The sequence below is a fragment of the Streptomyces cathayae genome (assembly GCF_029760955.1).
In the GTDB taxonomy this organism is placed as follows: domain Bacteria; phylum Actinomycetota; class Actinomycetes; order Streptomycetales; family Streptomycetaceae; genus Streptomyces; species Streptomyces cathayae.
Genome location: NZ_CP121682.1, coordinates 2,910,604 through 2,935,051, shown reverse-complemented (window position 1 = coordinate 2,935,051; position 24,448 = coordinate 2,910,604). Strand labels below are relative to the sequence as shown.

Annotated in this window: 25 protein-coding genes and 1 pseudogene; 15 read left to right on the top strand and 11 right to left on the bottom strand. The window is 69.9% G+C overall.

Annotated elements, in window-relative coordinates; genetic code table 11:
- The first annotated feature begins 15 nt into the window (after nt 1-15).
- Both PYS65_RS13160 and PYS65_RS13155 read left to right on the top strand, forming a co-directional pair.
- On the top strand, nt 16-705 hold the full coding sequence (locus PYS65_RS13160) for a DUF1707 SHOCT-like domain-containing protein (protein WP_279334149.1): 690 nt from the start codon (nt 16-18) through the stop codon (nt 703-705).
- Nucleotides 706-1,017: 312 nt separating this feature from the next.
- The gene (locus PYS65_RS13155) at nt 1,018-1,395 is read left to right on the top strand and encodes a WhiB family transcriptional regulator (protein WP_279334148.1); all 378 of its coding nucleotides are present in this window, start codon (nt 1,018-1,020) and stop codon (nt 1,393-1,395) included.
- Between the two features lie 206 nt (nt 1,396-1,601).
- On the opposite strand, the gene glpX is transcribed toward PYS65_RS13155, so the two are convergent.
- Nucleotides 1,602-2,636 (bottom strand): class II fructose-bisphosphatase, encoded by a 1,035-nt coding sequence (gene glpX / locus PYS65_RS13150; protein ID WP_279334147.1) that lies wholly within the window; start codon nt 2,634-2,636, stop codon nt 1,602-1,604.
- Between the two features lie 123 nt (nt 2,637-2,759).
- Here glpX and PYS65_RS13145 point away from each other — a divergent pair, with 123 nt between their 5' ends.
- The gene (locus PYS65_RS13145) at nt 2,760-3,305 is read left to right on the top strand and encodes a DUF4245 domain-containing protein (protein WP_279334146.1); all 546 of its coding nucleotides are present in this window, start codon (nt 2,760-2,762) and stop codon (nt 3,303-3,305) included.
- Nucleotides 3,306-3,384: 79 nt separating this feature from the next.
- On the opposite strand, the gene PYS65_RS13140 is transcribed toward PYS65_RS13145, so the two are convergent.
- The 3 genes from PYS65_RS13140 to xseA form a co-directional block, all read right to left on the bottom strand.
- The gene (locus PYS65_RS13140; protein WP_279334145.1) at nt 3,385-3,975 is read right to left on the bottom strand and encodes a malonic semialdehyde reductase; all 591 of its coding nucleotides are present in this window, start codon (nt 3,973-3,975) and stop codon (nt 3,385-3,387) included.
- Nucleotides 3,976-4,133: 158 nt separating this feature from the next.
- The gene (locus tag PYS65_RS13135; RefSeq protein WP_279334144.1) at nt 4,134-4,394 is read right to left on the bottom strand and encodes an exodeoxyribonuclease VII small subunit; all 261 of its coding nucleotides are present in this window, start codon (nt 4,392-4,394) and stop codon (nt 4,134-4,136) included.
- A gap of 9 nt (nt 4,395-4,403) precedes the next feature.
- Nucleotides 4,404-5,612, bottom strand: a complete 1,209-nt coding sequence (gene xseA / locus PYS65_RS13130; protein WP_279334143.1) for an exodeoxyribonuclease VII large subunit — start codon at nt 5,610-5,612, stop codon at nt 4,404-4,406.
- Between the two features lie 135 nt (nt 5,613-5,747).
- Here xseA and PYS65_RS13125 point away from each other — a divergent pair, with 135 nt between their 5' ends.
- Both PYS65_RS13125 and ppgK read left to right on the top strand, forming a co-directional pair.
- The gene (locus PYS65_RS13125) at nt 5,748-6,782 is read left to right on the top strand and encodes a 4-hydroxy-3-methylbut-2-enyl diphosphate reductase (protein WP_279334142.1); all 1,035 of its coding nucleotides are present in this window, start codon (nt 5,748-5,750) and stop codon (nt 6,780-6,782) included.
- 82 nt (nt 6,783-6,864) lie between these two features.
- Nucleotides 6,865-7,611, top strand: a complete 747-nt coding sequence (ppgK, locus tag PYS65_RS13120; RefSeq protein WP_279334141.1) for a polyphosphate--glucose phosphotransferase — start codon at nt 6,865-6,867, stop codon at nt 7,609-7,611.
- Nucleotides 7,612-7,744: 133 nt separating this feature from the next.
- Here ppgK and PYS65_RS13115 read toward each other — a convergent pair whose 3' ends face one another.
- A complete protein-coding gene (locus PYS65_RS13115; RefSeq protein ID WP_279334140.1) occupies nt 7,745-8,392 on the bottom strand; it encodes a DUF6542 domain-containing protein in 648 nt (215 codons plus the stop codon).
- Nucleotides 8,393-8,575: 183 nt separating this feature from the next.
- On the opposite strand from PYS65_RS13115, the gene ychF reads away from it, so the two are divergent.
- The 3 genes from ychF (at nt 8,576) to PYS65_RS13100 (ending at nt 10,966) form a co-directional block, all read left to right on the top strand.
- Nucleotides 8,576-9,664, top strand: coding sequence for a redox-regulated ATPase YchF (gene ychF, locus PYS65_RS13110; protein WP_279334139.1), 1,089 nt, complete (start codon nt 8,576-8,578; stop codon nt 9,662-9,664).
- Between the two features lie 251 nt (nt 9,665-9,915).
- Nucleotides 9,916-10,191, top strand: coding sequence for a hypothetical protein (locus PYS65_RS13105; protein WP_279334138.1), 276 nt, complete (start codon nt 9,916-9,918; stop codon nt 10,189-10,191).
- Nucleotides 10,192-10,207: 16 nt separating this feature from the next.
- Nucleotides 10,208-10,966: a hypothetical protein gene (locus tag PYS65_RS13100; RefSeq protein WP_279334137.1), complete on the top strand. Its 759-nt coding sequence runs from the start codon at nt 10,208-10,210 to the stop codon at nt 10,964-10,966.
- A 158-nt stretch (nt 10,967-11,124) separates the two neighbouring features.
- Here the strand turns inward: PYS65_RS13100 and PYS65_RS13095 are convergent, their stop codons facing one another.
- Nucleotides 11,125-14,904 carry an nSTAND1 domain-containing NTPase gene (locus PYS65_RS13095; protein ID WP_279334136.1) on the bottom strand — a complete coding sequence of 1,260 codons (3,780 nt, stop codon included), beginning with the start codon at nt 14,902-14,904 and terminating at the stop codon, nt 11,125-11,127.
- A 333-nt stretch (nt 14,905-15,237) separates the two neighbouring features.
- Here PYS65_RS13095 and PYS65_RS13090 point away from each other — a divergent pair, with 333 nt between their 5' ends.
- Both PYS65_RS13090 and PYS65_RS13085 read left to right on the top strand, forming a co-directional pair.
- Nucleotides 15,238-16,509, top strand: coding sequence for an acyltransferase family protein (locus tag PYS65_RS13090; RefSeq protein ID WP_388703025.1), 1,272 nt, complete (start codon nt 15,238-15,240; stop codon nt 16,507-16,509).
- Between the two features lie 125 nt (nt 16,510-16,634).
- Nucleotides 16,635-17,207 (top strand): DUF4240 domain-containing protein, encoded by a 573-nt coding sequence (locus PYS65_RS13085; RefSeq protein WP_279334135.1) that lies wholly within the window; start codon nt 16,635-16,637, stop codon nt 17,205-17,207.
- Nucleotides 17,208-17,368: 161 nt separating this feature from the next.
- On the opposite strand, the gene PYS65_RS13080 is transcribed toward PYS65_RS13085, so the two are convergent.
- From PYS65_RS13080 to PYS65_RS13060, 5 genes and pseudogenes are all read right to left on the bottom strand, one after another.
- A complete protein-coding gene (locus PYS65_RS13080) occupies nt 17,369-17,989 on the bottom strand; it encodes a DUF6000 family protein (RefSeq protein ID WP_279334134.1) in 621 nt (206 codons plus the stop codon).
- 6 nt (nt 17,990-17,995) lie between these two features.
- Nucleotides 17,996-18,190 carry a hypothetical protein gene (locus tag PYS65_RS13075; protein ID WP_279338169.1) on the bottom strand — a complete coding sequence of 65 codons (195 nt, stop codon included), beginning with the start codon at nt 18,188-18,190 and terminating at the stop codon, nt 17,996-17,998.
- Between the two features lie 79 nt (nt 18,191-18,269).
- Nucleotides 18,270-18,395: pseudogene (locus PYS65_RS13070) on the bottom strand (CPCC family cysteine-rich protein); the annotation flags it as partial.
- A 432-nt stretch (nt 18,396-18,827) separates the two neighbouring features.
- The gene (locus PYS65_RS13065; protein ID WP_279334133.1) at nt 18,828-19,220 is read right to left on the bottom strand and encodes a PIN domain-containing protein; all 393 of its coding nucleotides are present in this window, start codon (nt 19,218-19,220) and stop codon (nt 18,828-18,830) included.
- Complete coding sequence (locus PYS65_RS13060) at nt 19,217-19,483, bottom strand: hypothetical protein (RefSeq protein WP_109376801.1); 267 nt, start codon at nt 19,481-19,483, stop codon at nt 19,217-19,219. Before PYS65_RS13060 ends, PYS65_RS13065 begins: the two co-directional genes overlap by 4 nt.
- Before the next feature lie 333 nt (nt 19,484-19,816).
- On the opposite strand from PYS65_RS13060, the gene PYS65_RS13055 reads away from it, so the two are divergent.
- The 5 genes from PYS65_RS13055 (at nt 19,817) to PYS65_RS13035 (ending at nt 24,378) form a co-directional block, all read left to right on the top strand.
- Entirely contained in the window at nt 19,817-22,189 is a 2,373-nt protein-coding gene (locus PYS65_RS13055; protein ID WP_279334132.1) for a 2OG-Fe(II) oxygenase, read from the top strand.
- A 550-nt stretch (nt 22,190-22,739) separates the two neighbouring features.
- A complete protein-coding gene (locus PYS65_RS13050) occupies nt 22,740-23,024 on the top strand; it encodes a hypothetical protein (protein WP_279334131.1) in 285 nt (94 codons plus the stop codon).
- Nucleotides 23,006-23,419 (top strand): PIN domain-containing protein, encoded by a 414-nt coding sequence (locus tag PYS65_RS13045; RefSeq protein WP_279334130.1) that lies wholly within the window; start codon nt 23,006-23,008, stop codon nt 23,417-23,419. Before PYS65_RS13050 ends, PYS65_RS13045 begins: the two co-directional genes overlap by 19 nt.
- Nucleotides 23,420-23,842: 423 nt before the next feature.
- The gene (locus PYS65_RS13040; RefSeq protein ID WP_279334129.1) at nt 23,843-24,127 is read left to right on the top strand and encodes a type II toxin-antitoxin system Phd/YefM family antitoxin; all 285 of its coding nucleotides are present in this window, start codon (nt 23,843-23,845) and stop codon (nt 24,125-24,127) included.
- A complete protein-coding gene (locus PYS65_RS13035) occupies nt 24,124-24,378 on the top strand; it encodes a Txe/YoeB family addiction module toxin (protein ID WP_279334128.1) in 255 nt (84 codons plus the stop codon). The genes PYS65_RS13040 and PYS65_RS13035 overlap by 4 nt, the downstream gene beginning before the upstream one ends.
- Nucleotides 24,379-24,448: the final 70 nt, after the last annotated feature.

Here is a 24,448-nt window from a genome sequence, read left to right as displayed (position 1 = left end):
GGGTACGCTGCTGTGGTGGACCTTCAGAAGCACGCCCAGCCCCGGGACGGCGCCGCGCCGGCCGCCGACCTGCGCGTCTCGGACGCGGACCGTGACCGCGTCGCCGACCTCCTGCGCGAGGCCCTCGCGGAGGGCCGGCTGACCGCCGACGAGCACGCGGAGCGTGTCGAGGGCGTGCTGGCCGCCAAGACGGCGGGCGAGCTCGAGGTGTTCGTCCGGGACCTGCCGGGCGCCCATCAGGGGCGCGCGGTCCACGCCTCGGCGCCGAGCCGCCCCACCGCCGGCGCCATCCCGGTGGACCCCGACGAGAACGTGGTGGCGGTCTTCAGTTCCGCCACCCGCAAGGGCCGCTGGCGGGCGGGCCGCCGCATCCATGTGTACGCGGTCTTCGGCAACGTCGAGATAGACCTCAGCGAAGCGCTCTTCGACCACCAGCAGGTCGTGATCAAGGCTTTCTCGGTCTTCGGCAACGTCGAGGTCCGCGTCCCGCAGAACGTGTCGCTGCGCGGCATGGGCGGTGGCGTGCTCGGCAACTTCGAGGTGGCCTCGCTGGACGCGGAGGACCCCGAGGCCCCGGTGGTCTACGTGGACGGCTGGGCGGTGCTGGGCAATGTCGAGGCGCGGCCCAAGCGGGGCAAGCTGGTGGCGGACATCCTCGACCGGGTGCAGCGCTCGGTGGACAAGCGCAGGAGCCTGGACCACTGACGTTCTGCGGCTCCGGCGTGCTGCCGCTCCGATGGCCCGGCGCTCTGTCGCCCTGCTGCCCCGGAGCCCTGTTGCCCCGGCGTTCTGTTGCCCCGGCGTTCTGATGCTCCGCTGCTCGTGTGGCGGGCTGATGCCCCGGTGCCCGTACGGCGGGGTGGGCAGAGGTGCGGCGTCCGCGGGGTGCGGAGGCGGTCCGTGCCGAATTCCGGTGCCGGAAGCGGCGGTTCGGAACTCAGTGCATAGGCGTGCGCACAGCGGGTAGGCCTTGCTGCATCGTCTCTCGCTCGCGAAGCCGTCGTCAGGAGTAGACCCGTGCCGCAACCGCCGCATTCGTCCCTGCAGGTAGCTGCCGTTCCGGCCCAGCGGGTGCCGACGCGAGACAGGGATCAGGACACGCCCTGGCACACCGAGGCGGTGTGCCGGCGTGACGAGGCAGGGCTGTTCTTCGCCCCCTCGAAGGAACCCACGGCCGCCCGGCTCTCCCGCGAGGAGGCCGCCAAGCGGGTCTGCGGCCGCTGTCCGGTGATGGTCGAGTGCCGGGAGCACGCGCTGCTCCAGCCCGAGCCCTACGGCGTCTGGGGCGGCCTGACCGCCGCCGAGCGCCGGGTGGTCCTGGCCCGGCGCCGCCGCCGCGACCTGGAGCTGCAGAAGACGGCGCACACCGGCGGCCCCATAGCCGCAGCGGGCTGATCGGACTCGACGGGGGCGCGGGGAACTGCGCCCCTGTACCGCAACGCGGGGCGCTCCCTGCGTCACCGTGTGCCGGAAGGGGCGCGGGGAGCTGTGCGCCCGGTCCCATCGGACCCGCACCGTTCGGCGAGCCCCATGGGGCCGGGAGGGGGCCACGGACCGCACACCCGTGACCCCCGGAACAACCCCTGGCGAACCCCGCGGGGCTACCTCGCCCGGTCGAAGTCCACCGCGCTGTAGGCGCGCAGCTTGCTCAGCCGGTGCTCGGAGTCGATCCGGCGGACCGTGCCGGACTTGGAGCGCATCACGATGGAGTCGGTCGTGGCGGTCTCGGAGCGGTAGCGCACCCCGCGCAGCAGCTCGCCGTCGGTGATGCCGGTGGCCACGAAGAAGACGTTCTCCCCGGTGACCAGGTCGGCGTCGGTCAGCACCCGGTCGAGGTCGTGCCCCGCGTCGATCGCGCGCTGCCGCTCCGCGTCGTCCTGCGGCCACAGCTTGCCCTGGAGGGTGCCGCCGAGGCACTTCACGGCACAGGCCGAGATGATGCCCTCGGGGGTGCCGCCGATGCCGAGCAGCAGGTCGATGCCGGTGCCCTCGCGCAGGGCGAGGATCGAGCCGGCCACGTCGCCGTCGGAGATCAGCTTGATCCGCGCCCCGGTCTCCCGGATCTCCTTGATGATGCCGTCGTGCCGCGGCCGGTCGAGGATCACCACGGTGACGTCCTCGGGCGTGACCCGCTTGGCCTTGGCGACCCGGCGGATGTTCACGGACACCGGCGCGTCGATGTCGACGAAGTCGGCCGCCTCGGGCCCGGTGACCAGCTTGTCCATGTAGAACACCGCGGACGGGTCGAACATCGAGCCGCGTTCGGCGGCGGCGAGCACGGCGATCGCGTTGGTCATGCCCTTCGCGGTCAGCGTGGTGCCGTCGATCGGGTCGACGGCGATGTCGCACTCGGGTCCCGTCCCGTCGCCCACGCGCTCCCCGTTGAAGAGCATCGGGGCCTCGTCCTTCTCGCCCTCGCCGATGACGACGACGCCGTTCATCGAGACGGTGGAGACGAGGGTGCGCATGGCGCGTACCGCGGCACCGTCGGCGCCGTTCTTGTCGCCCCGCCCGACCCAGCGCCCCGCGGCCATCGCCGCCGCCTCGGTGACCCGGACGAGTTCCAGGGCGAGGTTGCGGTCGGGAGCTTCGGAGGGCACATCGAGCTCGGACGGCAATTGATGGTGCTCGGTCATCGGAGCGCACCTTTCTGTACGACGACGGCCGGATGAGGGTATGGGGTGACTCTAGCGCCGGGATGACAAAATGAGCAGGGGACCCCACGGATGAGCGCGACGGGCACCTGCGACGATAGAGGCGTGGCAGGAACGAACAGCACGCAGAAATCGGCCCGGGACATGGTTCTCTCCCTGGGCCTCATCTTGCTCGCCGCGGGAGTGATCTGGCTGTTCAGCCCGCATGACGAGTCGGAGCCCGATCTCCAGCGGGTCGACTACCGGGTCGACCTGCTGACCGCACGCCGCGCCGCCTCCTACCCGGTGGCCGCGCCCGAGGGGCTGCCCGAGGAGTGGAAGCCCACCTCCGTCCGCTACCGGGGCAAGGACTTCGAGTCCTGGCACCTCGGCTACCGGGCCCCCGACGGGCAGTACGTGGCGGTCGAGCAGTCCACCGAGAAGCCGGTGGTCTTCATCGAGGACGCGACCCAGGGCGCGGAGAAGACCGGGACCACCCAGCAGATCGACGGCAGGACCTGGACCCGGTACGAGGGCGATCACTACGACGCGCTGGTGCACGAGGACCCCGAGGGCTCGACCACGGTGGTGACCGGCACGGCCTCCTTCGACCAGCTGACGCGGATGGCCGAGGCGCTGCGCGTCGAACCCGCCGCACCGGCGTCCGGCTGACGGGCGTACGACGGACCGGCATGCGGAAGGACCCCCCGACAGAATCTTGTCGGGGGGTCCTTCCGCATGCCGGTGACCGTCAGACGGTGGTGACGACCTTGTCGTACTCCAGGCGCGGGCTGCGCGGGAACCAGGCGTTCTCACCGGGACGGCCGATGTTGACGACCATCAGCGGGGTGTGGTCGTCGTCGAGGAACTCCTTGCGGATGCCCTCGAAGTCGCAGCCGGTCATCGGTCCGGCGGCCAGGCCGACGGCGCGGACGCCGATGATGAAGTACGCGGCCTGCAGGGCGGCGTTCAGGGAAGCCTGGCCCTCCCGCATCGAGCGGTCGCCGGCGAACATGTCCTTGGCCCCGGGGAAGTGCGGGAAGAGCTGCGGCAGCTCCTCGTGGAACTCGTTGTCCGCGGAGAGGATGGCGACCAGCGGGGCGGCGGCCGTCTTGGTCGCGTTGCCCTCGGCCATGTGCTGGACGAGACGCTCGCGGGCCTCGGGGGAACGGACCAGGGTGACGCGCAGCGGCGACTGGTTCATGGAGGTCGGGCCGTACTTGACCAGGTCGTAGATCGCCTGAATCTGCTCGTCGGTCACCGGCTCGTCGGTGAACGTGTTGGCGGTGCGAGCCTCGCGGAACAGGAGGTCCTGGGCGGCGGGGTCAAGAACGAAAGACATGGGGTGAACCTTCTCGGGGGTATACGTCGGATTCATGAGCCAAATCCGTGGGGGTGCCACGTATCGGCTGACGGGAACGACGTTACGCCAATAAAGTTCAACGTTCAATTAAGTGCGGAATCCGGTGACCCACTTCACAGCCGCGGTCAGTCGTCACCTCACCGTTCGGAGCCCCCGGAGCCCCCGGTCTCCTCCTGTGCGAGTGCCGCGTCCAGCCGGGCCCGCGCCCCGTCCAGCCGGCGGCGGCACACCTTGGCCAGCTCCTCGCCCCGCTCCCAGAGCGCGAGCGACTCCTCCAGCGTCGTACCGCCCGTCTCCAGGCGGCGCACGACCTCGATCAACTCGTCCCGCGCCTGCTCGTAACCGAGCGCCTCGGCCTCGGCCGAGGCCGCCGTCGACTGGTCCTTCTTGCTGGTCATCCGCCCACCCTACGCATCGACTCGGACTGTGAACTCACCCTCGGACACCCGCGCCCGCAGCACCTCACCGGGCTCCACCCCGCCCGGATCGCGCACCGCCTGCCCGTCGGCCCGCTGCAGCACGGCGTACCCGCGCTGGAGCGTCGCGGCGGGGGACAGGGCCACCACGCGCGCGTGCGTGTGCGTCAGCTCGGAGTCGGTCCGGTCCAGCTGGTGGCGCAGACAGCGCCGGGCCCGGTCGAGCAGCGCCGTGACCTCCCCGGCCCGCGCGTCGACCATCCGGTACGGATCCTCGACCGACGGCCGGGCCAGGGCATGGGCCAGTCCCCGCTCCTCCCGGTCGACGAACGCCTGGACGCAGCGCCGCGCGCGGTCGCGCAGCAGCCGCACCCGCTCGTACTCCTCACCCACGTCCGGGACGATCTTCTTGGCGGCGTCCGTCGGAGTGGAGGCCCGTACGTCGGCGACGTGGTCCAGGAGCGGGCTGTCCGGCTCGTGCCCGATCGCCGAGACGACCGGCGTACGACAGGCCGCCACCGCCCGCACCAGCTGCTCGTCGGAGAACGGCAGCAGGTCCTCCACGCTGCCCCCGCCCCGCGCGACGACGATCACGTCCACCTCGTCGACCGCGTCCAGCTCCTTCACGGCCTGGACGACCTGCGGCACCGCGTGTACCCCCTGCACGGCGACGTTGCGCACCTCGAAGCGGACGGCGGGCCAGCGGCGCCGGGCGTTCTCCAGCACGTCCCGCTCGGCGGCCGAGGCGCGTCCGCAGACCAGCCCGATCAGCCGCGGCAGGAACGGCAGCGGCTTCTTCAGCTCCGGCGCGAAAAGACCCTCCCGGGCGAGGGACTTCTTCAGCTGCTCCAGCCGGGCGAGCAGTTCCCCGACCCCGACCGGCCTGATCTCGGCGGCCCGCAGCGACAGCTGCCCGCGCGGGGCGTACCACTCGGGCTTGCAGTGCACCACGACGCGCGCGCCCTCGCTCACCACGTCGGCGACGGCGTCGAACACCTGCCGGTAGCAGGTGACGCCGACGGAGATGTCGTGCGAGGCGTCCCGCAGCGTCAGGAACACCACCCCGGCGCCCGGGCGCCGCGACAGCTGGGTGATCTGCCCCTCGACCCACACCGCGCCGAGCCGGTCGATCCACCCCCCGATGAGCCGCGACACCTCACCGACCGGGATCGGCGCTTCCGCAGACGTGTTGAGAGCCATGCCGCGAGAGTAGTGCGCACCACCGACAACGCGGGCCCTCCCGCCTGTCGACAACGCGGGCCCTCCCGTCCACCGGCCCGCACCCCTTCCCCTTCCCCGGACGCGATCACCGGCCCGCCGGACGTGGCCCTTACGATGGGACGCATGACCGCTTCGTCTGGCCGCCGTGTCCTGCTCGCCGCCCCCCGGGGCTACTGCGCGGGCGTGGACCGCGCCGTGATCGCCGTCGAGAAGGCCCTCGAGCAGTACGGGGCCCCCGTCTACGTCCGGCACGAGATCGTGCACAACAAATACGTCGTGCAGACCCTGGAGAAGAAGGGAGCCGTCTTCGTCGAACAGACGGAGGAGGTGCCCCCGGGCAACATCGTCATGTTCTCCGCGCACGGAGTGGCCCCCGTGGTCCACGAGGAGGCCGAGCGCGGCCGGCTCGCCACCATCGACGCGACCTGCCCGCTGGTCACCAAGGTGCACAAGGAAGCGGTCCGGTTCGCCCAGGAGGACTACGACATCCTCCTGATCGGGCACGAGGGCCACGAGGAGGTCATCGGCACCTCCGGCGAGGCGCCCGACCACATCCAGCTCGTCGACGGCCCCGAGGACGTCGCCAAGGTCGAGGTCCGCGACCCGTCGAAGGTGGTCTGGCTCTCCCAGACCACCCTCTCGGTGGACGAGACCATGGAGACCGTCGACGCCCTCAAGGGCAAGTTCCCCCAGCTGATCTCCCCGCCCAGCGACGACATCTGCTACGCCACGCAGAACCGTCAGCTCGCGGTCAAGCAGATGGGCGCCGAGGCCGACCTGGTCATCGTGGTCGGCTCCCGGAACTCCTCCAACTCCGTACGGCTCGTCGAGGTCGCCAAGCTCGCGGGCGCCCGCGACGCCCACCTGGTGGACTTCGCCGACGAGATCGACGAGGCATGGCTGGAGGGCGTCTCCACGGTCGGCCTGACCTCGGGCGCCTCGGTGCCGGAGGTCCTGGTCGAGCAGGTCCTGGAATGGCTCGCGCAGCGCGGCTTCGAGGACGTCGAGATCGTCAAGGCCGCCGAGGAGTCCATCATCTTCTCGCTGCCCAAGGAGCTCCGTCGCGACCTGCGCGACGAGGCGGCGGCGCTGGTGGCGGAGCGCGGCGGCACCGGGTCGGACGGGCCGGGGGCGCACTCCGCGGGGTGACCCCCGTGAAGGTTCCGGAGGGTTCCGGAGGGCGGCGGCATCCGGTGCGGTGACCGTCCGCCGTCCGGCATACCGTAGGTCCATGCAGATCTTCGGTGTGGACATCGGCGGTTCCGGGATCAAGGGTGCCCCGGTCGACCTGGACAAGGGGGACCTCGCGCAGGAGCGCCACAAGGTCCTCACCCCGCACCCGTCCACGCCGGACGCGGTGGCCGACGGTGTCAAGGAGGTCGTCGACCACTTCGGCTGGTCCGGACCGGTCGGGGTCACCTTCCCCGGCGTGGTCACCGACGGCACCACGGTCCGTTCGGCGGCCAACGTCGACAAGAGCTGGGTCGACACCGACGCGCGCATGCTGCTCGGCGACCGACTGGGCGGCATGCCCGTGACGGTGGTCAACGACGCGGACGCGGCGGGCATCGCCGAGGTGCACTTCGGCGCCGGCCGGGGCCGCCGGGGCACGGTCATCCTGCTGACCTTCGGCACGGGGATCGGCAGCGCCGTGTTCGTGGACGGCCTCCTCGTCCCCAACACGGAGCTCGGCCATCTGGAGCTGAACGGCCACGAGGCGGAGAAGCGGGCCTCCAGCAAGGCCAAGGAGGACCACGAGCTGACGTGGGAGCACTGGGCACGACGGGTGCAGAAGTACCTGGCCCATGTGGAGATGCTGTTCTCGCCGGAGCTGATCGTCATCGGCGGCGGCGTCAGCCGCAAGTCCGACAGGTTCCTGCACCACATCCACGGCATCAAGGCCGAGGTCGTCCCGGCGCGGCTGCAGAACAACGCGGGCATCGTCGGGGCGGCGATGCGGGCGGCCACGGGCGTGTGACGCCCCGCGGCGGACCGGGTCCGGAGTCTGCTCCGGACCCGGAGCGTGCGCCGGGTCCGGTCCGCCGCTCGAGCTCGGAAGCCGTTCAGGCCCGGAACAGTTCCGGCCCGGAGCGGTTCAGGCCCGGAGCAGTTCAGGCCCGGAGTCGGCTGCGGGCGGCGGCGGCCCGGCGGTTGAGTACGCGGACCGTCCGCATCCTCCGGCCGAGCACGATCGCACCGGCGACGAGGGTGCCCCCGTACAACCAGCCGGCCTGGGTGGCGAGGCCGGTCACCATGCCCATCAGCCAGCCGCCGCTCCCACCGTCGTCGACCAGGGGAAGCAGCCCCAGGGCGAAGGCGATCGGGACGATCACGGGCGCGGTGAGCAGGTCCTCCTCGCGCACCCACAGCGCCGTCAGCACGCACACCGGCAGGAACAGGACGCCGTACACGGTCTGGACCGACCCGAACAGCAGCGCGACGAGGAACCCGAGCGTCAGCATCACGAAGCCGCAGAACAGCCCGCCGCCCAGCCCGGTGAGCCGGGGGTTCGGCAGGTTCCGGGCGGCAGGGAGAACGGGCCGCCGGGCCCGGGCCGGACGGCCCGGCGCCGGCCCTCCGGGCGCCGGGCGACCTGGCGCCGACCGTCCCGGCACCGGGCGGGCGGCGGGCCGTGCGGACCGCGCGACCCCGCCCCCGGGTGCCCGCCCCGCCTGCGGGGGCAGCGGCGGCCGGGGAGGCCTGGGCGGCCTGTCGCGTCGCGGTCCGTACCGGGCGGCTCGCGTCCTGGGTTGCTCCACTGGACCAACTTAGGTCTGTTTATGTGCCGAATAGCCCGTCAGACACGCCGGAAAGCGAAGACCGTCCAGACGTTCGACAGGTCGCCGGGGAGGAGGGCGGGCACGCCGTAGACTGGTGGATCGGCCCACGCAGACCAGTCGTCGGGTCCTCGTCCCCCAACCTCACGTACGGGAAGTCGCAACGTGTCGCTCACGATCGGAATCGTCGGCCTGCCGAATGTCGGCAAGTCGACCCTGTTCAACGCCCTGACCAAGAACGACGTGCTGGCGGCCAACTACCCGTTCGCCACCATCGAGCCGAACGTCGGCGTGGTCGGTGTCCCCGACGCCCGCCTGACGAAGCTCGCGGAGATCTTCGGCTCCCAGCGGATCCTCCCGGCGACGGTCGACTTCGTCGACATCGCGGGCATCGTGCGCGGCGCCAGCGAGGGCGAGGGACTCGGCAACAAGTTCCTGGCGAACATCCGCGAGTCCGACGCGATCTGCCAGGTCATCCGTGCCTTCAAGGACGAGAACGTCGTCCACGTCGACGGCAAGGTCTCGCCGAAGGACGACATCGAGACGATCAACACCGAGCTGATCCTCGCCGACCTGCAGACCATCGAGAAGGTCCTGCCGCGCCTGCAGAAGGAGTCGCGGATCAAGAAGGACATCGCGCCCAAGGTCAAGGCGGTCGAGGAGGCCAAGGAGATCCTGGAGAAGGGCGACACGCTCTTCGCGCACGGCATCCTCCAGGGCAGCGAGCGTGCCGAGCCCCTGCACGACCTGCACCTGCTCACCACCAAGCCCTTCCTCTATGTCTTCAACGTCGACGAGGACGAGCTGACCGACGAGGACTTCAAGAACGAGCAGCGCGCCCTGGTCGCCCCCGCCGAGGCGATCTTCCTCAACGCCAAGCTGGAGGCGGACCTCGCCGAACTGGACGAGGAGGACGCCATGGAGCTCCTGGAGTCGGTCGGCGCCGAGGAGCCCGGCCTCGCCACCCTCGCCCGCGTCGGCTTCAACACCCTCGGCCTGCAGACGTACCTCACGGCCGGCCCGAAGGAATCCCGCGCCTGGACCATCAAGCGCGGCGCCACCGCCCCCGAGTCCGCCGGAGTCATCCACACCGACTTCCAGAAGGGCTTCATCAAGGCGGAGGTCATCTCCTTCGCCGACCTCGTCGAAACCGGCTCGGTCGCCGAGGCCCGCGCCAAGGGCAAGGCCCGCATGGAGGGCAAGGACTACGTCATGCAGGACGGCGACGTGGTGGAGTTCCGCTTCAACGTGTAGCGGTGGATTCCTTGATCTGCCGAGGTGCAGGTCAAGGGGGTAAAACCCTGAGTAAGGGGCCGGGTCTCAGATCCGGCCCCTTCTTGTCCCGCTCGGTGGTTCCGGCCTTCTTGGCGCCCTGTGCTGACGGCGCCATGCTGGTTCACCTGCGATGACGGCTGTATGCACACTGTTTCTACAGTGCCGCTCGACAAGGGCTCGACAGAAGGCGCATGAGGTACTTGGGTACCATGGCTTTGGAGGTGAGAGTCATGGTGGCAACGCCGAAGACGGTCCGGCAGTCCCCGCTGAAGGTGGATCCGGAGACAGATCAGTTGATCAGCCAGGGCGCGCATTTTCTGGGCCTGACGAAGAAGGACCTTGTCGCTGAGGCCGTGCGGGTCTACTTGGAGCAGAGGCGGGAGGACCTGAGGGCCGGCATGGTCGAAGCGCTCCAGGTCCTCGACGGGTCGCTCAAGTCGGACGTGATGCTGCTGACCGGGCTGACTGCGGAGGAGATCGACGCGGTCGGCGGGATCGACGAGTAACGGAATCGGGAACCTGATGCGCTCAGCACGCCCCACCCTGCGCTGTCTGCAGGAGGACCTCGATCTCCCGCTTCCGCCGGTCACTGCGACACTGGACGAGACCGACCACCCGATCGTTGCCAAGGCGGCGGAACAGTTCGTCGATGCCGAGGCCAAGCACGAGCGCATCCGCGCCATCGACGACCAGGTGTTGTTCAAGGTCAAGGTGCAGCGCTGGCGTGGAGCCGTCTGGATAGACGCGGATCTTCCGTGGCTGGTGGCGGCCGGGAGGCGGGAGGACGGTTCGGGGGACGACTTCTACGCCAAGCTGGAGGCGGAGGGGAAAGCGGCTCGTGCGCAGTACAACGCCACGCATGCCGAGGCGCTGAAGACCGTCACGTCCACGACGCACTTTCTGCCGACGAGAGAGGACCACATCCGATATCGGGCCGAAGCAGGTGTCCGCTTCGTCCGCCGGCTGCGCACGACTCTGCTCGACCTGGTGCGAGCCACTCTGCGGGACGGCCGCGAGCACGCCGTCGACTTCGACACCTTCACCTTGGGGCTGCAGGTCCGCGCCGATGACGGCCATGAGACGTACCTTGCCGTACGGATCACCGGCTCTGTGCCGCCGAACCTCACGACCATCATCCTGCGCAACGTTCCTGGCTGTGAGGTGGAGGGCTGGTACCCGGAATACGCCCTCCCCGAAAGGGAGCTTCTGCCGGCGGAACAGGCGTGGTCCAACATCATGGATCCGCGAGCGGCGGCCGAAGTGCTCGACCATGTGGACTGATCCAGGACAGCAGGGGAGAACACGTATGCCCGGGCATCTCGTCGAGTACGAGGTGCCCCCAGCAAGGGTGGGGACACCGACGGCTCGCCTACGCAGTCTCATCCAGCACCGACCGCATCACCGGCGTCGTCAAGGCCGTTCTTGTTCTTCACCACGCGTCAGCGTGAGGTTGTAGAACGCTCGGTGAGGTCCTGTCGTGCGGTCGGCGGGCAGCCGGTTTCGGTGGATCGGCCGTACAGGTAGCGGGACTGTTCCAGAGAGGTGAGAGCGCTGTCGACGGCCTCGCAGACGGTGCGGAGCGCGCGGACGGGATCGGGCAGGTCGACGTTCCACAGCTCGACGGAGCTGCCCGCGCCGATGGCCAGGGTCCGCCCGTCCGGGCTGAACGCCACTGCTGTGTGCGAGCGGGCCGGCAGGGTGACTCTGGGCCGGCTGGTGGCGAGGTCCCACAGATGGACTCCTCTTGCGCTGCTTGCGGCCAGGGTGCGTCCATCGGTGCTGAAAGCCAGCGACGCCACCTCACCGCCGATCCGGAAGCTGTCCTGGAGCCGACCGGTGCGCGCATCCCACGTCTTCACGAGTCCGTTGCTGCCGCTCACGGTGGCCAGGGTGTGTCCGCCCGGGCTGAACGCGAGGGACAGCGGGCTCCGGGTGCCCGGCTCGATGGTGCGCTGTGTGCGGCCGGTGGTGGCGTCGAGCAGCGTGACCCGTTCGCCGTCGGCCTCGATGGTCACGACGGCGAGTGTGCGGCCGTCCGGGGTGAACGCCACCATCCTGACGGATCGACCGCGGCTGGTGCGGACGGTGTGCAGTGCGCCGGTGGAAAGGTGCCAGATCCGCACCGATCCCTCCCCGCCGACGAGGGCGAGCCGTGTCCCGTCGGGGCTGAAGACCGCCGTTTCGGTGGCGCCCCGGGCACGGCTCTGGCGGAGGCGGCCCGTGGCGACGTCCCGGACCTCGATCACCCCGTTCTCGGTGGCCCGGGCAGCCAGGGCGCGCCCGGTCGGGTTGAACCCCACAGCCCCGAGGCGGGAAACCGTGAAGGGCAGCTGCTCTCCCCGGGGCGCCGGGCCGGTGTCGAGCGCCAGTGTGGCTTCGCGCTCGCCGGTCCTGGCATCCCAGAGCTGTACCGACCCATGGCCGGGCGGCCCTTGGCGAACCGCGGCCACCGTGCGTCCGTCCGGACTGAATGCCATGTCGGCGATGTACGTGCCGGCACGGCCGGGCAGAGTGGTCCGCGGGTGATCGGCGGACAGGTGGTGGACGCGGACGGTGGGGTCCGAGTTGCTGCTGGTGACCAGGGTGCGGCCGTCCGCGCTGAGGGCCACTGTCATGATCCCCCGCCCGTGGTGACCGGCGGTCACGGTGGCCCGCGCCGTGCCGGAGGCGGTGTCCCACAGTCGTACGGTGTCTCCAGGGCCCGGAATGGCGAGGGTCCGTCCGTCCGGGGCGAAGGCCACCTCGTTCAAGCTGATGAGTCCTTCCCTGACGGGACCGTCCCTGAGGGTGTGCCGGACGATGCCGGTGGCCACCTCCCGCAGTTGCACCACACCATCGGTGCGGCCAACCACGTATGTTCGGCCGTCAGGACTGAAAACCACCGCGTCGCCCTCACCCTGGCTGTCGTGGACGGTCCGGGTGCGGCCGGTGGCCATGTCCCACACCCGCACCTGTCTGTTGAGACCTGCCGCGGCAACGGTACGTCCGTCAGGGCCGAAGGCGACCGCCTGCGGGTGGAGGCGGCCGGTGAAACTGTGCCGCGTGCGGCCGGTGGCCACGTCCCACACCCGTACGGCCGCCGAGGAGGAGGCGGCCACGCTACGCCCGTCAGGGCTGAAGGCCATCCCGCGTACCGAACCGTCGGGGACGGTGAAGGTCCCGAGTTTCCTGCCGGTGACCGGATCCCACAGGCCTATCATCGCGTCGTCGCCACCGACGCCGGCGACAGCGAGGGTACGTCCGTCGGGGCTGAACGCCGCGACTTCGCTGTGGTCGAGGCCGGTGAACGTGTGGCGGAGCCGGCCTCCGGGAAGGTCCCAGATCCGCACTTTGCCGTCTTTGCCGTGGGCGGCGAGGGTGTGTCCGTCCGGGCTGAGGGCGAGGGAATGCACGGGTTCGGTGCCGCTGGTCAGGCGCTTGCGCAGCGGTAGCGCCGCGGCGGCATACAGGGCGGCGGTGGCTTCACGGGTCGGGCTGGTGCGGTAGGCGTGGACGGCGAGCAGTGAGGCGAGGTCGGGTTCGGAGTCCAGCAGCGTGCCGGACTGGGCGGCCAGCTGCCGGGACTGGGCCAGGTGCTGGGCGGTGACCGCGCTCTGCCGCTGCCCCACGGCGAGGCCGGCGGCGACGAGGGCGAGGCACAGGGCGGCGGTGACCGCGGTGAGCACCAGCCGGGACCGGCGACGGTCCTTCCGCTCGTGGCCGTGGCTGGCGTCGAGGAAGGCGTGCTCCACGTCGGTCAGGTCCTCGCGCGGTGCGCGGCCGAAGTGCTCCTGAGCGGTGGCGAGTCGGCTTCCCCGGAGCAAAGCACCCTTTTCGCGCCTCAGTTCCTGCCAGGCATGGGCCGCTTCGGTCAGGTTCCGGTGCGCACGCAGGCGTTCGCGGTCCTCCTCGATCCACCCGCGTAGCCGGGGCCAGGCCGTGATCAGGGCCTCGTGGGCCATCTCGACCGTGTCACCGTCCAGGGTGAGCAGCCGCGCCCCGGCGAGTGCCTCCAGCACCTGGGCGGTCGCCTGGGCGGTGTCGTCCCGGCCGGTGCCGGGCAGTTCCGCGCGCTCGACGGGACGGCGGGTGTCGGGGGCGCCGTCACCGGGGGCGACCAGGCGCAGCAACACCCGGCGAGTGGCAGCCGCCTGCACTTCGGTGAACCGGCCGTAGACCCCCTCGGCGGTCTTGGCGATCGCGCCGTCCAGGCATCCGGCCGCCTCGTACCCCGCCATGGTCAGTGTCTTGCCGCGGCGGCGGCGCCAGGTCTCCAGCAACGCGTGGGACAGCAGCGGCAGCCCGCCCGGAGCGTCGGCGACCTCCTCGACCAGCCGGGTGGTGAGGGCGCGTTCCACGGTCAGTCCGGCGGCCGTGGCCGGCTTGACGACGGCGTCGCGCAGCTCCGCCCGGCTCATCGCTCCGGCCAGGAGATTGGCATCGCGCAGTGCGTCGGCCAGGTCGCGGTGCTCGGCGCAGCGGCCGTAGAAGTCGCCGCGCACCGCCAGCAGCACCCGCAGGCGGCTCTCGGGTTGCCGGGCCGTCAGCAGCAGGTCGATGAAGCGGGCACGCTCGGCGGCATCGTGGCAGAGGGTGAAGACCTCCTCGAACTGGTCGACGATCACGAACGTGTCCGCTGCGGCGCTGCCGTCGCGGGGAATCGTGGGTGTCAGGAGGGGGGCGTGGCTGCGGGCGGGGTGTTCGCCCGGGGTGAGGATCCGGATCGCGGCCGGGCGCAGGCCCGGCTCCTGAGTGCGGCGCAGGACGGGTAACAGGCCGGCCCGCAGCAGGGAGGACTTGCCGCTGCCGGAGGGGCCGAAGACCGCGGCGAACCGCCGGCGGCGCAGCAGGTCGACCAGGTCGGCGGTGAGCTGTTCCCGGCCGAAGAACAGGCCGCTGTCCCCGGGCTCGAACCGTGCCAGACCCCGGTAGGGCACACGTGGTCCGTCGTCGTTCCGAGAGCCGTCACCGGCGGCCTCCTCCACCGCCTCCTTCCACCGGGCCTCCCATTCCGTCAGGTCTCCACCGCACGCCCCCGCATAGGCCAGGGCCACCGGCAGCGTCGGCAACCGCTCGCCCGCCGCCGCCTGCGACAGCGTGGTCACCGAGTATCCCGCCCGCCGGGCCAGTGCCCGGTAGGTGATCCCGTCCGCCTCCGCCCGCAGCTTGCGCAACTCGAACGCGAACCGCTGCACCGGACCCGCCGCCGGATCCACCGGCACCTCACGACGCCCCGTCACACCTTCACCCCCTCCAGCCGCCCCGCATCGGAGCGGGCAGCCAATCCATGCACCCTCTATGACACGAAAGGCTCGGGCCCCCGTCTCATTGTTCGGCCGCCGGAACGGTACTGCCGAACAATGCCCCGGCCGCTGAACTCGGTGAGGTGAGCGGCGCGGGGGACCGCTCTGCGGGGAACGCCCTGCCGGTCGTCGGCGAGCGGCAGGGCGGCCTGCGAGCGCGTCGGCAGGGTCGAAGGCTGGGCGCTCTCCTTCCGCCCATTGCGGACCCCGCCGACACCCGCCTCACGACAAGCCCGACCGACACCTCACCGAAGAGGACTCTGCCCACGCATGGAATCCCCACCTCTCGTTCCTGCCGCACCAGTACCCTCGCCTTCCGCTGCAGAGCGATTGCTGAAGGTGATATCGACGGCCGGTCCGTCGCGGTTGGGCTGGCTGGACGCGTTGCGCGGCATCGCCGCACTCGTCGTGGTGTTCGACCATTCGTCGTACACCTTCATGGCGGACTTCCGACGGGAGTTGATGCCGCAGTTCAACACCAGCCGCTACGGCATCATGGTGTTCTTCCTGGTGAGCGGCTACATCATCCCCGCGTCGCTGGAGCGCCGGGGCTGCGTCCGGACGTTCTGGATCGGACGGATCTTCCGTGTGTACCCACTGTGGGCGGCCGTCGTCACGGTGCTCCTCGCCCTGAACCTCTTGGGCATCGCGGAGGTACGTGACTTCGGTCAGCAGAGCGCTGCCACCGTGGTTGTCGCCCACGCCACCATGCTCCAGGAGTTACTGGGGACACCCAGCCTCCTGCTCGTCCTGTGGACGCTCTCGTACGAGATGGCCTTCTACCTGCTGGTCGTCGCTCTTTTCACGGCCCGCCTCCACCAGCAGTCCGCGGCGGTCGCCGTCGTTCTGGCCGTACTCGCCGCTGTGAGCGTGACGGCAGGGGTGGTGCTGCCGTCCTCTGCCCTGTCCGGTCTGGTCGGCACCGGCCCGCTGATCACGTTTGCCTCGATCGCCATGGGGGCCGCCCTGTGCTGTGCGAGCGCCGGGTCGCCCGTGCTCCGGGGGTTCGGGGGTGCGCTGGGCGGCGTGACGGCGCTCGTCCTGGTCTCGTTCAACAGCACGGTCCCGCTGTGGGAGGGCCTGGTGATCCTCGCCGTGATGTTCCTCGGCACCGCCGCCTACCGCGCTGAGAACGGTCAGAGCAGCCGGCGCTGTGCGGCCGGCGCTGCCGTCGTCGTGGTCGCCTGTGCCGTGGGGAGTGCGTACCGGTACGGCGACGGTGACCACTTCACACGGCGCGGCTGGATCATCGCGTTCCTGCTGGCCGTGTTCACCTTCGGAGCCGGACTGGCGTCGCGCCGCCGACGCATACCGCGGATGCTGACCGGGTTGGGAACGATCAGCTACTCGGTTTATCTGGTGCATCCGGTACTGCTGGCGGTGATCGACAGCACGATCGGTCGACGGCGGCAGGACAGCCCCGCGCTCGAAGTGGCGTTCTTCATCGTGCTGCTGCCTCTGTGCCTGCTGGCCTACCGTTACATCGAAGCGCCGTGCCAGACCCGGGGCCGCAGGCTGGCACGCCGCGTGCAGCCACCGTGACGAGCGCCCGTGCCGCACCGCCTTCGAGGCGCCACTGCTGACGCGTGTGTACCCGACAGAAACCGCCAGGTGTCGGCAGGGTGGCCAGGACCGATTGTCATCGGGTCGTGGCACAGTGCGCGGTCATGGACATCGACACGTTCTGGAACGTCATCGAAGTCGCGCGAGCCGGGGCGGCCGAAACGGGCGAGCCATTTGACGAGGTCCTCGTCAAGCAGCTCGCGGACAGACCATGGCAGGAGATCTTGGAGTATGCGGAACGCTTCGACGAGCTGCACGACGCCCTGTATCGCTGGGATGTGTGGGCGGCTGCCTACCTCATCGGAGGCGGGTGCTCCGACGACAGTTTCATGGACTTCCGCGCTGGTGTGATCGCCTTGGGCTGTCAGTGGTACCAGCGCGTGGCCACTGACCCCGACAGCCTCGCGGCGCACCCTGGTGTGGTTCAGGCCGCGAACGTCCGGGACCGTTCCGAGGTGCTGTTCTACGAGGGCGTGAACTATGCGGCCAGCGGGGCGTTCGAGCGGATCACGGGTGATGCGGATGCCTTCTACGAAGCCTGGCACAGTTTCCGCGGGGCTGATGCAGAGAGCGACAACGCGGTTGACATGGGTGAGGACTTCGACTTCGACGACGACAAGGAGATGAGCCGTCGACTTCCCCGTCTGGCCGCTCTGTTCCTTGGCCCAAACCCCTGAAAGGTGGGTGGGTCGGCGAGACCGAACGCGTGCCCTGGGCATGAGGCAAGGTCCACTCCGGCGAACCTGTGAAGAGGAAGACAGCCGAGGCGGACGACAGGCACCGGCAAAGCAACAATCCTCGGCGCGTCCCGCAGCGCTCCTCGGTATCGAAGACGTGACTACTCGTTGGCGAACTCGCACTGGAGATCGGCCCAGCGCCGCTGTTCGTCGGGGGTGTAACCGGACTGGTCGCGGAGGTGGACGAGGGCATTGACCCACTGGCCCCAGAGGCCGTCGGGCTGGGTGAAGCGGTCGGCGTGGTGGGTGCCGAGGTGGGCGTCGAGACGGAGGAGGGCGCCGAGGGCTGCGGGCTGGTCGTAGCGGAGGTCGGTCCGGGGCAGGTAGCGGTCAAGGTAGGCGGTGAGGATCTCGGCGTCCGCGTGCGTGCCGAGGCGGGCGAGGGCGAAGCAGTATCCGCGGCCGGAGTAGCAGACCTCGCTGGCCAGGAGCAGATCGCCGAGCGGATCGCGGAACGCTTCGCGGCGGTCGACGCCGATCAGCCAGGCCGCAGTCAGTCGCGCACGCCACTCGAAGCCGAGAAGGGCCGACAGTTCGGCGTCGGTGATCGTGGCCGCGTCGTCGAGCAGACGGCGCGTGAAGCGCTTGGAGTGTGGCCATCCGGGGCGTAGGAACCGGTAGCTGTTCAGTTCGAGGTAGCGCGGATGAGGCGAGTCTTTCCTCGTCACGTAGCGCTTGATCACATGGCCGAAGCCGATCTCCTCAGGGTGCTGGAACGGCATGGGTCCTCACCTTTCCGGGTGCAGGTCGGTGCGGTCGATCCAGGTGGGGGTGACGAAGATGCTGTCTCCGGCAGGGGCTTCGGAGGATTCCAGCAGGCACCAGGTGCGGGCCTCTTCGACCAGGTGCTGCCAGGGCGCGGTCCAGTCGAGTTCCCAGTTCGGGCCGGTGCCGGAGATGCGGTACGTGCGACTGGCGTCCACCCGCCAGAACTGCGAGCGGCTCGTCCGCGGCCGGAGGGCGGGCGTACCGCCGGCCGGGTTGGTCGCAGGCGCCGAGGTCCCGGTAGTCGTGCTGGGCCTCGATCAAGGAGACCTGGTCCGCTCCGCCGGGCATGGTCGGCCGGCGGAACTGGACCCCGTCGTCCTCCCGGAAGCAGACGGGGCAGATCCCGGAGGAGCCGGGCACGGCGTCGAGCACGCGGTGCCCGCAGCAGGGACAGGGGGAGCGGTCGCTCACGTGCGCAGTCTCGTTGCAGGTCCGGCCGGTGCGCCATGGATTTCTCTGCTCGGCGCCCCGGCCAGTCCGCAGCCAGTCCGCAGGACACTCGTAAACAGCCGTCGGGAGTCAACGCATGCCAACGCGGAAATCCCAGGTCAGAGGCCTAGATGGGGCTCCGCCGCAGGTCAGGATCGGTTGGCAGGCATTCTGCTTCAACGTGTAGCGCCTGATTCCTTGATCGCCGAAAGCGGCTGGTCGGGGTAGGAAACCCCAGGTCAGGGGCCAGGTCTTCGGGTCTGGCCCCTTCCTGTTTTCTCTTGCGGATTTGGGCCGTTTCCGGGTCGTGTGCTGACTTGGTGCTGACCCTCCAGCCGGGTGTCGGCCTGGGATCACGGGAGGTCAGACGGTGCGGATGACAGGGGCGGGCTTGATGTCCTGGACGTCGATGAGGGTGTGGATGTCGTTCGGGTCGGAGGTCCAGATGATGGCGCCGAGGGTGGCGGCCATGACGACGACGGTGGCGTCGACGACATCGGCAGTGCCTGCCTTGCCGCACAGGATGCCCGCAGCCTTGGCGGTCTCCAGGCCCACGGGCGCGACATCGCATCCGGCGAGGAACTTGCCGAGCCGGACCTGGCGCCGGGCGTCCCGCCACGCTTGGCTCACGACGACAGAGGGGACGTGGATGTCCCGGCCGTCCTCCAGAGCCAGATGGTGGCGGGCCCACATGTGCCGGTCGCCGTTGTCGATGGCGATGAGCGCACCGGCGTCGTACAGGTAGGGGATGTTCACGCGGCCGAGGCCCTCGAGCTGCTGAGGTACTCGGCGTCGGCGTCGGCCATCTCGGAGCGGGCGGCGGCGAGCTCTTCGGGGGTGAAGCCTCCGTGCTCCGCCTGCCACTCCTGGACCACGGCCCGTCCGGCTCGCAGCCGCAACTCTCGCTCAGCTGCTCCGGCGACGAGCCGTGACAGCGGGATGCCTTCTTCCTCGGCGGCGCCCGCCAGGGCCGCGACCAAGGATTCATCGAGGGTGATCGTCACCTTCTTGGTAGCCATACCAGCACCATACCCCTATATGGCGTCGATGTGGGGCGGGTTTCGAGGGGGTGGGGATGACCCCCCTGAGCCTTTTCCGCTCGGCCGCCGGGTTTGGGTGTGTCGATTTAACGGCCCTGTCTCGCATGCGGTGGTAACGGAAAGTCATTGCTGATGTGCCTGGTCCGAGCTTCAAGGGGAGCAGCCGTAGACGCGCCGTCGAACAGGACCAGCACGGTGCCGACGGTCGGTCGTTCGCGCGGGAGCGGTGCCCGCCGTCACTACGATCGCCAGGGAAGCCGGGGTGTCCCCGGTGGCACGAAGCGGGGCATGGACGTGAAAAGGGGGCGGGGCATGGCGATCTCGGCACGGGGGCGGCTGGCGCGACTGCTCGGTGGCTCGGACCCGGGCGGCTCGTTCGCCGCCCGGATGAACGCGCCGGCCGACGCGTTCCGGCTGGACGTGGAGGGCGTTGGGCCGGTGGCGCTTCCGCTGCGCGCGCCGCGTACGAAGAAGCTGATCGAGGTGGCGCGGTCGGCGAAGTTCGGGCGCGGTGAGGAGACGTTGAGCGACCCCGGTGTCCGCGACACCTGGGAGATCACTCCGGACCGGTTCGAGCTGGGCGGGACAGGGTGGGTGCCGATGCTGGACGCCGCCCTGGAGTACTTCCGTGACGAGCTCGGGCTACCGGCGAAGACCCGGCTGCGGGCCGAGCCGCACGCGCTCCTCGTGTACGGCAAGGGCCAGTTCTTCCTTCCCCACCAGGACTCCGAGGAGGACGACGCGATGGTGGGCACGCTGGTGGTGTCGCTGCCTTCGGCGCACACCGGCGGCGAACTGGTGGTGGAGCACGGCGGTGAGAGCAGGGTCTACCAGGCGTCGAAGGAGCGGCTGACCTTCGTCGCCTTCTACGCCGACTGCCGGCACGAGGTCAAGCCGGTGAAGTCGGGCTATCGGGTGACCCTTACCTTCAATCTGCTCACCGAAGCCGAGGACGAGGACGCGTCCGGGGACGTCGGCCCGGTCGCCGACCTCGCGGTTTGCCTGACCGAACACTTCGCCGAGCCGGCCCTCCCGCGCTGGGGAGGCCGGGAACTGCCTCCGCCGAACCGGCTGGTCTACCTGCTCGACCACGAGTACACCCAGCGCGGACTGTCCTGGAGCCGCCTCAAGGGTGCGGACGCCGAGCGCGCCGCGCTGCTGCGTGCCGCTGCAGCGCGGGCCGGCTGCGAGGCGGTGCTCGCGCTTGCCGAGGTGAAGGAAACCTGGGACGCCTACCCGCCCGGCGGCGGTGACCCGTGGGACCGCGACTACTACGACGACTCCTGTGATGAGGAGGACGAGGAGGACTTGGCCCCCGGCACCGGGAGCGGCGCCGACGACTATGCGGACTACGAGCTCAACGACCTGATCGACGACGAGATCACCCTCGGCTGGTGGACCCGCCCGGACGGCGGGGGCGGCGAGGCGATCTGTCTGCCCGTCTCCTACGAGGAGCGGTGTGCCTCCACGCCGAACAAGAACCTGGAGCCCTTTCAGTCGGAGTACGAGGGCTACATGGGTAACTACGGCAACACCCTTGACCGTTGGTACCGACGTTCCGCGGTCCTGCTGTGGCCGCACGAGCGGGCGTTCGCGGCCCGGGCCGAGGCCGGATCCGAAGGCGCGCTGGCCGAGCTGCGCGACCGGATCGAGGCTGGGGAGCTGGACAGGGTCCGGGCCGATGCGGCCTCGCTGGCGTCGTTCTGGCCGCAGACCGCGCCGCGGGCCGAAGCGCTGGGTACGGCCCTTGAGGTCGCGGCCGGCCTGGGCGTGCCCGGGACGGCGGCGATGCTGCTGGAGCCGTTCCACGCGGAGGTGCTCACCCCGGACCACGCGGATGCGCTGGCCGCGGTGGCCGGGGCGTACGGCAGAGAGTGGATGCGTGAACTCGTCGGGGGATGGTTCCCCGCACAGCGCGTCTGGCGCGTGTCCGGGGCCGACCGTGGAGAGTGGGTGCAGGGCCTGCCCCAGCTGTGCGACGCACTGCGCGCCGCTAGGGACTCGTACACGGCGCGGCTGCTCGCGGACGCTGCCTGGCGCTGGCTGGAGGAAGAGCTGGGCCTGTGGTGCGCCCGGGCGCGGGCCGAGGAGCGCGGGCCGCGCCTGGCCGAACTCGGCCCGCCCTTGGCACGCGTCTGGCAGGCGGCCGAGGACGAGCGGCGGGCCGCGATTGCGCAGGCGCTGCGCGGATACCCGGACACCGTCCTGGAGTGCGTGGTCCCGGCCCTGCGCGCGGCGGCGAAGCTGCCGGCACAAGTGCGCGGGGCGGCGGGGGTCGCGTTGCTCGCGCGGGACTGCGTCGGGCGCCTCGAGGCGTTCCTCGCCACCCCGCAGCGCGCCGAGGGCGACTGGTCGATCACCTGGGCGGGCTGCGGAGCGGACCGTGGGCTCGTCGCCGGGAGAGGGCGGACGCACGTGGGCGGGTGCGAGCTGTGCGACACGTTGGCCGCGTTCCTCGCTTCCTCCACCGAGCGGGTTCGGGAGTGGCCGCTGGCCAAGGACGGACGGCGGCACGTGCACAGTGCCATCGACCTGGCGGGCCTTCCGGTGAGCCACTCGACCCGGCGCCAGGGCCGCCCGTACACGCTTGTCCTGACCAAGACCGATGCGCTGTTCACGCGTGAGCGGCAGACTCGGCGCACTGCGGGCACGGACCTGACCTGGCTGAAGGCGACCTGGGCGTAGGCCGGAAGGCAAAGGTGGGGAGGGCGCGAGCACGCAGGCGTCTGCCGGCGGATCCGCCGTGTATTTCCAGGCAGGTGGAGGACCAGCCGGTCCGCACACAGTCCGCAGGACGCTCGTAAACGCCCGTCGGAGGCCAACGCAACCAAACGGTGAAACGCCTGGTCAGAGGCTCGTGTGGGGCTCCGCCGCAGGTCAGGATCGAGGTTCGGACGTTCCGCTTCAACGTGTAGCGGGCGCTGTACCGTCACGTCACTGATCTAATAAACATACAGGTCAGGAGGAGTCCGACCTTTCGAGGTCGGGCCCCTGGTCGTTTCCCGTGCTGGGAGGGTGCTGGGAAGCCTGCCTGCTCTTCACCTGTCATCATCCCTGGTCATCCCCGCCGTGCTGAGATTGTGCCGGGATGGTGGCCGACTCCTGTGCTGAGTCGCGGACTGTGCGGCGTGCGACGAGAGGGGGCGGGCGACTCTTTCCCGACCTTTCCCGGGTGGCTCCCGCGTGGGTGGCGCAGGTCGTAGCACTTTTCCTACTCGTTTGACACACTTGGGTCATGGGTGAGACGGCGTACAGCATCGGGGAAGGGCCGGCGACGCGGGTGAGCCTGTCGCTTCCGGAGGGGACCGCGGAGGCGATCCGTGCGCGGGTGGGCAAGCGGGAGTTCTCTGCGTTCATCGCCGCGGCGGTCGAGCGTGAGCTGCGCGGCCAGGTGCTGGACGAGTACCTGGCGGACTACGAGAACCGCAAGGGGCCGGTCTCCGAGCAGGCTCGTCAGCGGGCGCGGCAGGTCTTCGACGAGGTGTTCGCGGAGCAGGCCGAGTGGCCCGCCGCAAGCTGAGTCACGAGGGGACGCTGGTCCTCGACAGCGAGGGGCTCTCGAAGTTCCTCGCCGACGACGAGCAGGTGGTGGCTCTGGTTGCTGAGGCGCGCTCGCGCGGCATGGAGGTCGTGATCAGTGCGCTCACCGTCATCGAGGTCGTCCATGTCCGTACGAACAAGTCCCGCCTGAACTGGGTGCTCTCCGGACTGCGCGTGGTCCCGGTGGGCGACGAGGAGGCGAGGGCGGCCTCGAAGCTGCTGATGGATGCCGGTTTGCACGGGCACAAGTATGCGATCGATGCCGCGGTCGCCGAGGCCGCGTTGCGGCAGCACCGCCCCGTGGTCATGTTGACCTCCGATATCGACGACATGGTCAAGCTGTGCGGCGATCGCGTCCGGCTCGTGGCGGTGTGATGTCCCTCTGTCCGGCTCGCCAGCGCAGTCTCATCGACGAGTTGGTCCCGGTGCCATGCGTTTCCCGACCGGTGGAGGACCCACCGGTCCGTAAACAGTCCGCAGGATGCTCGTAGACGCCCGTCGGCGGCCAACGCAAACAAACGGCGAAAGTACTGGTCAGCGCCCTGGGCGGGGCTCCGCCGCAGGTCAGGATCGGGGGCTCGGGCATTTCGCTTCAACGTGTGATCGGTTCGTTGCTTCAAGCCGAGAGCTTCGTCAAGTCCGCAGGCGGCAAGGGGTCGGTCACTTCGGGGGCCGACTTCTTGTTGTTGCCCGTGCCGGGGTGGTGCTGGGACGTCTGCTCCTTCGCTGGGCGTCCGCTCCGTCCATGAGCAGCAAGAGTGGTACGTTATTCGGTACCGCTGCCGGAAGGGTGAGGTCATGTCCATCACTGCGAGCGAAGCCCGCAAGGCTCTCTTTCCGCTGATCAAGAAGGTCAACGACAACCACGAGGCCATCGAGATCGTTTCCAAACACGGCAACGCCGTGCTCATCTCGGCTGAGGACTATGCGGCATTGCGTGAGGGCTCGTACCTGCTGCGCTCGCCGGCGAACGCTCGCCGGTTGCTCAAGGCGTACGAGAACGCTCTGGCCAACATCAACGTGTCAGAGCGAGAGCTGATCGACCCCGACTCGCCGGATGCGGCCAGTGAGGGTGCTGAGTGAGGCTCGTCTTCGAAGATCAGGGCTGGGAGGACTACACGTCCTGGCTCAGGAGCGACCGCAAGATGCTCGCTCGGATCAACAGGCTCATCGAGGACGTCAAACGCGACCCCTTCACTGGGATCGGTAAGCCCGAGCCGCTCAAGTACCACTTGCCAGGTGCCTGGTCGCGGCGGATCGACGACGAGCACCGCCTGGTCTACCTGGTCACGGACAAGGAGATCGTGATCCTCGCGGCCCGCTATCACTACTGAATTCTCGGTCGGAGTCGGTATGCAGGGCAGGCCGCTCCCCGGCTTCCCCCGCAGAGGGAGTACGTGCCGC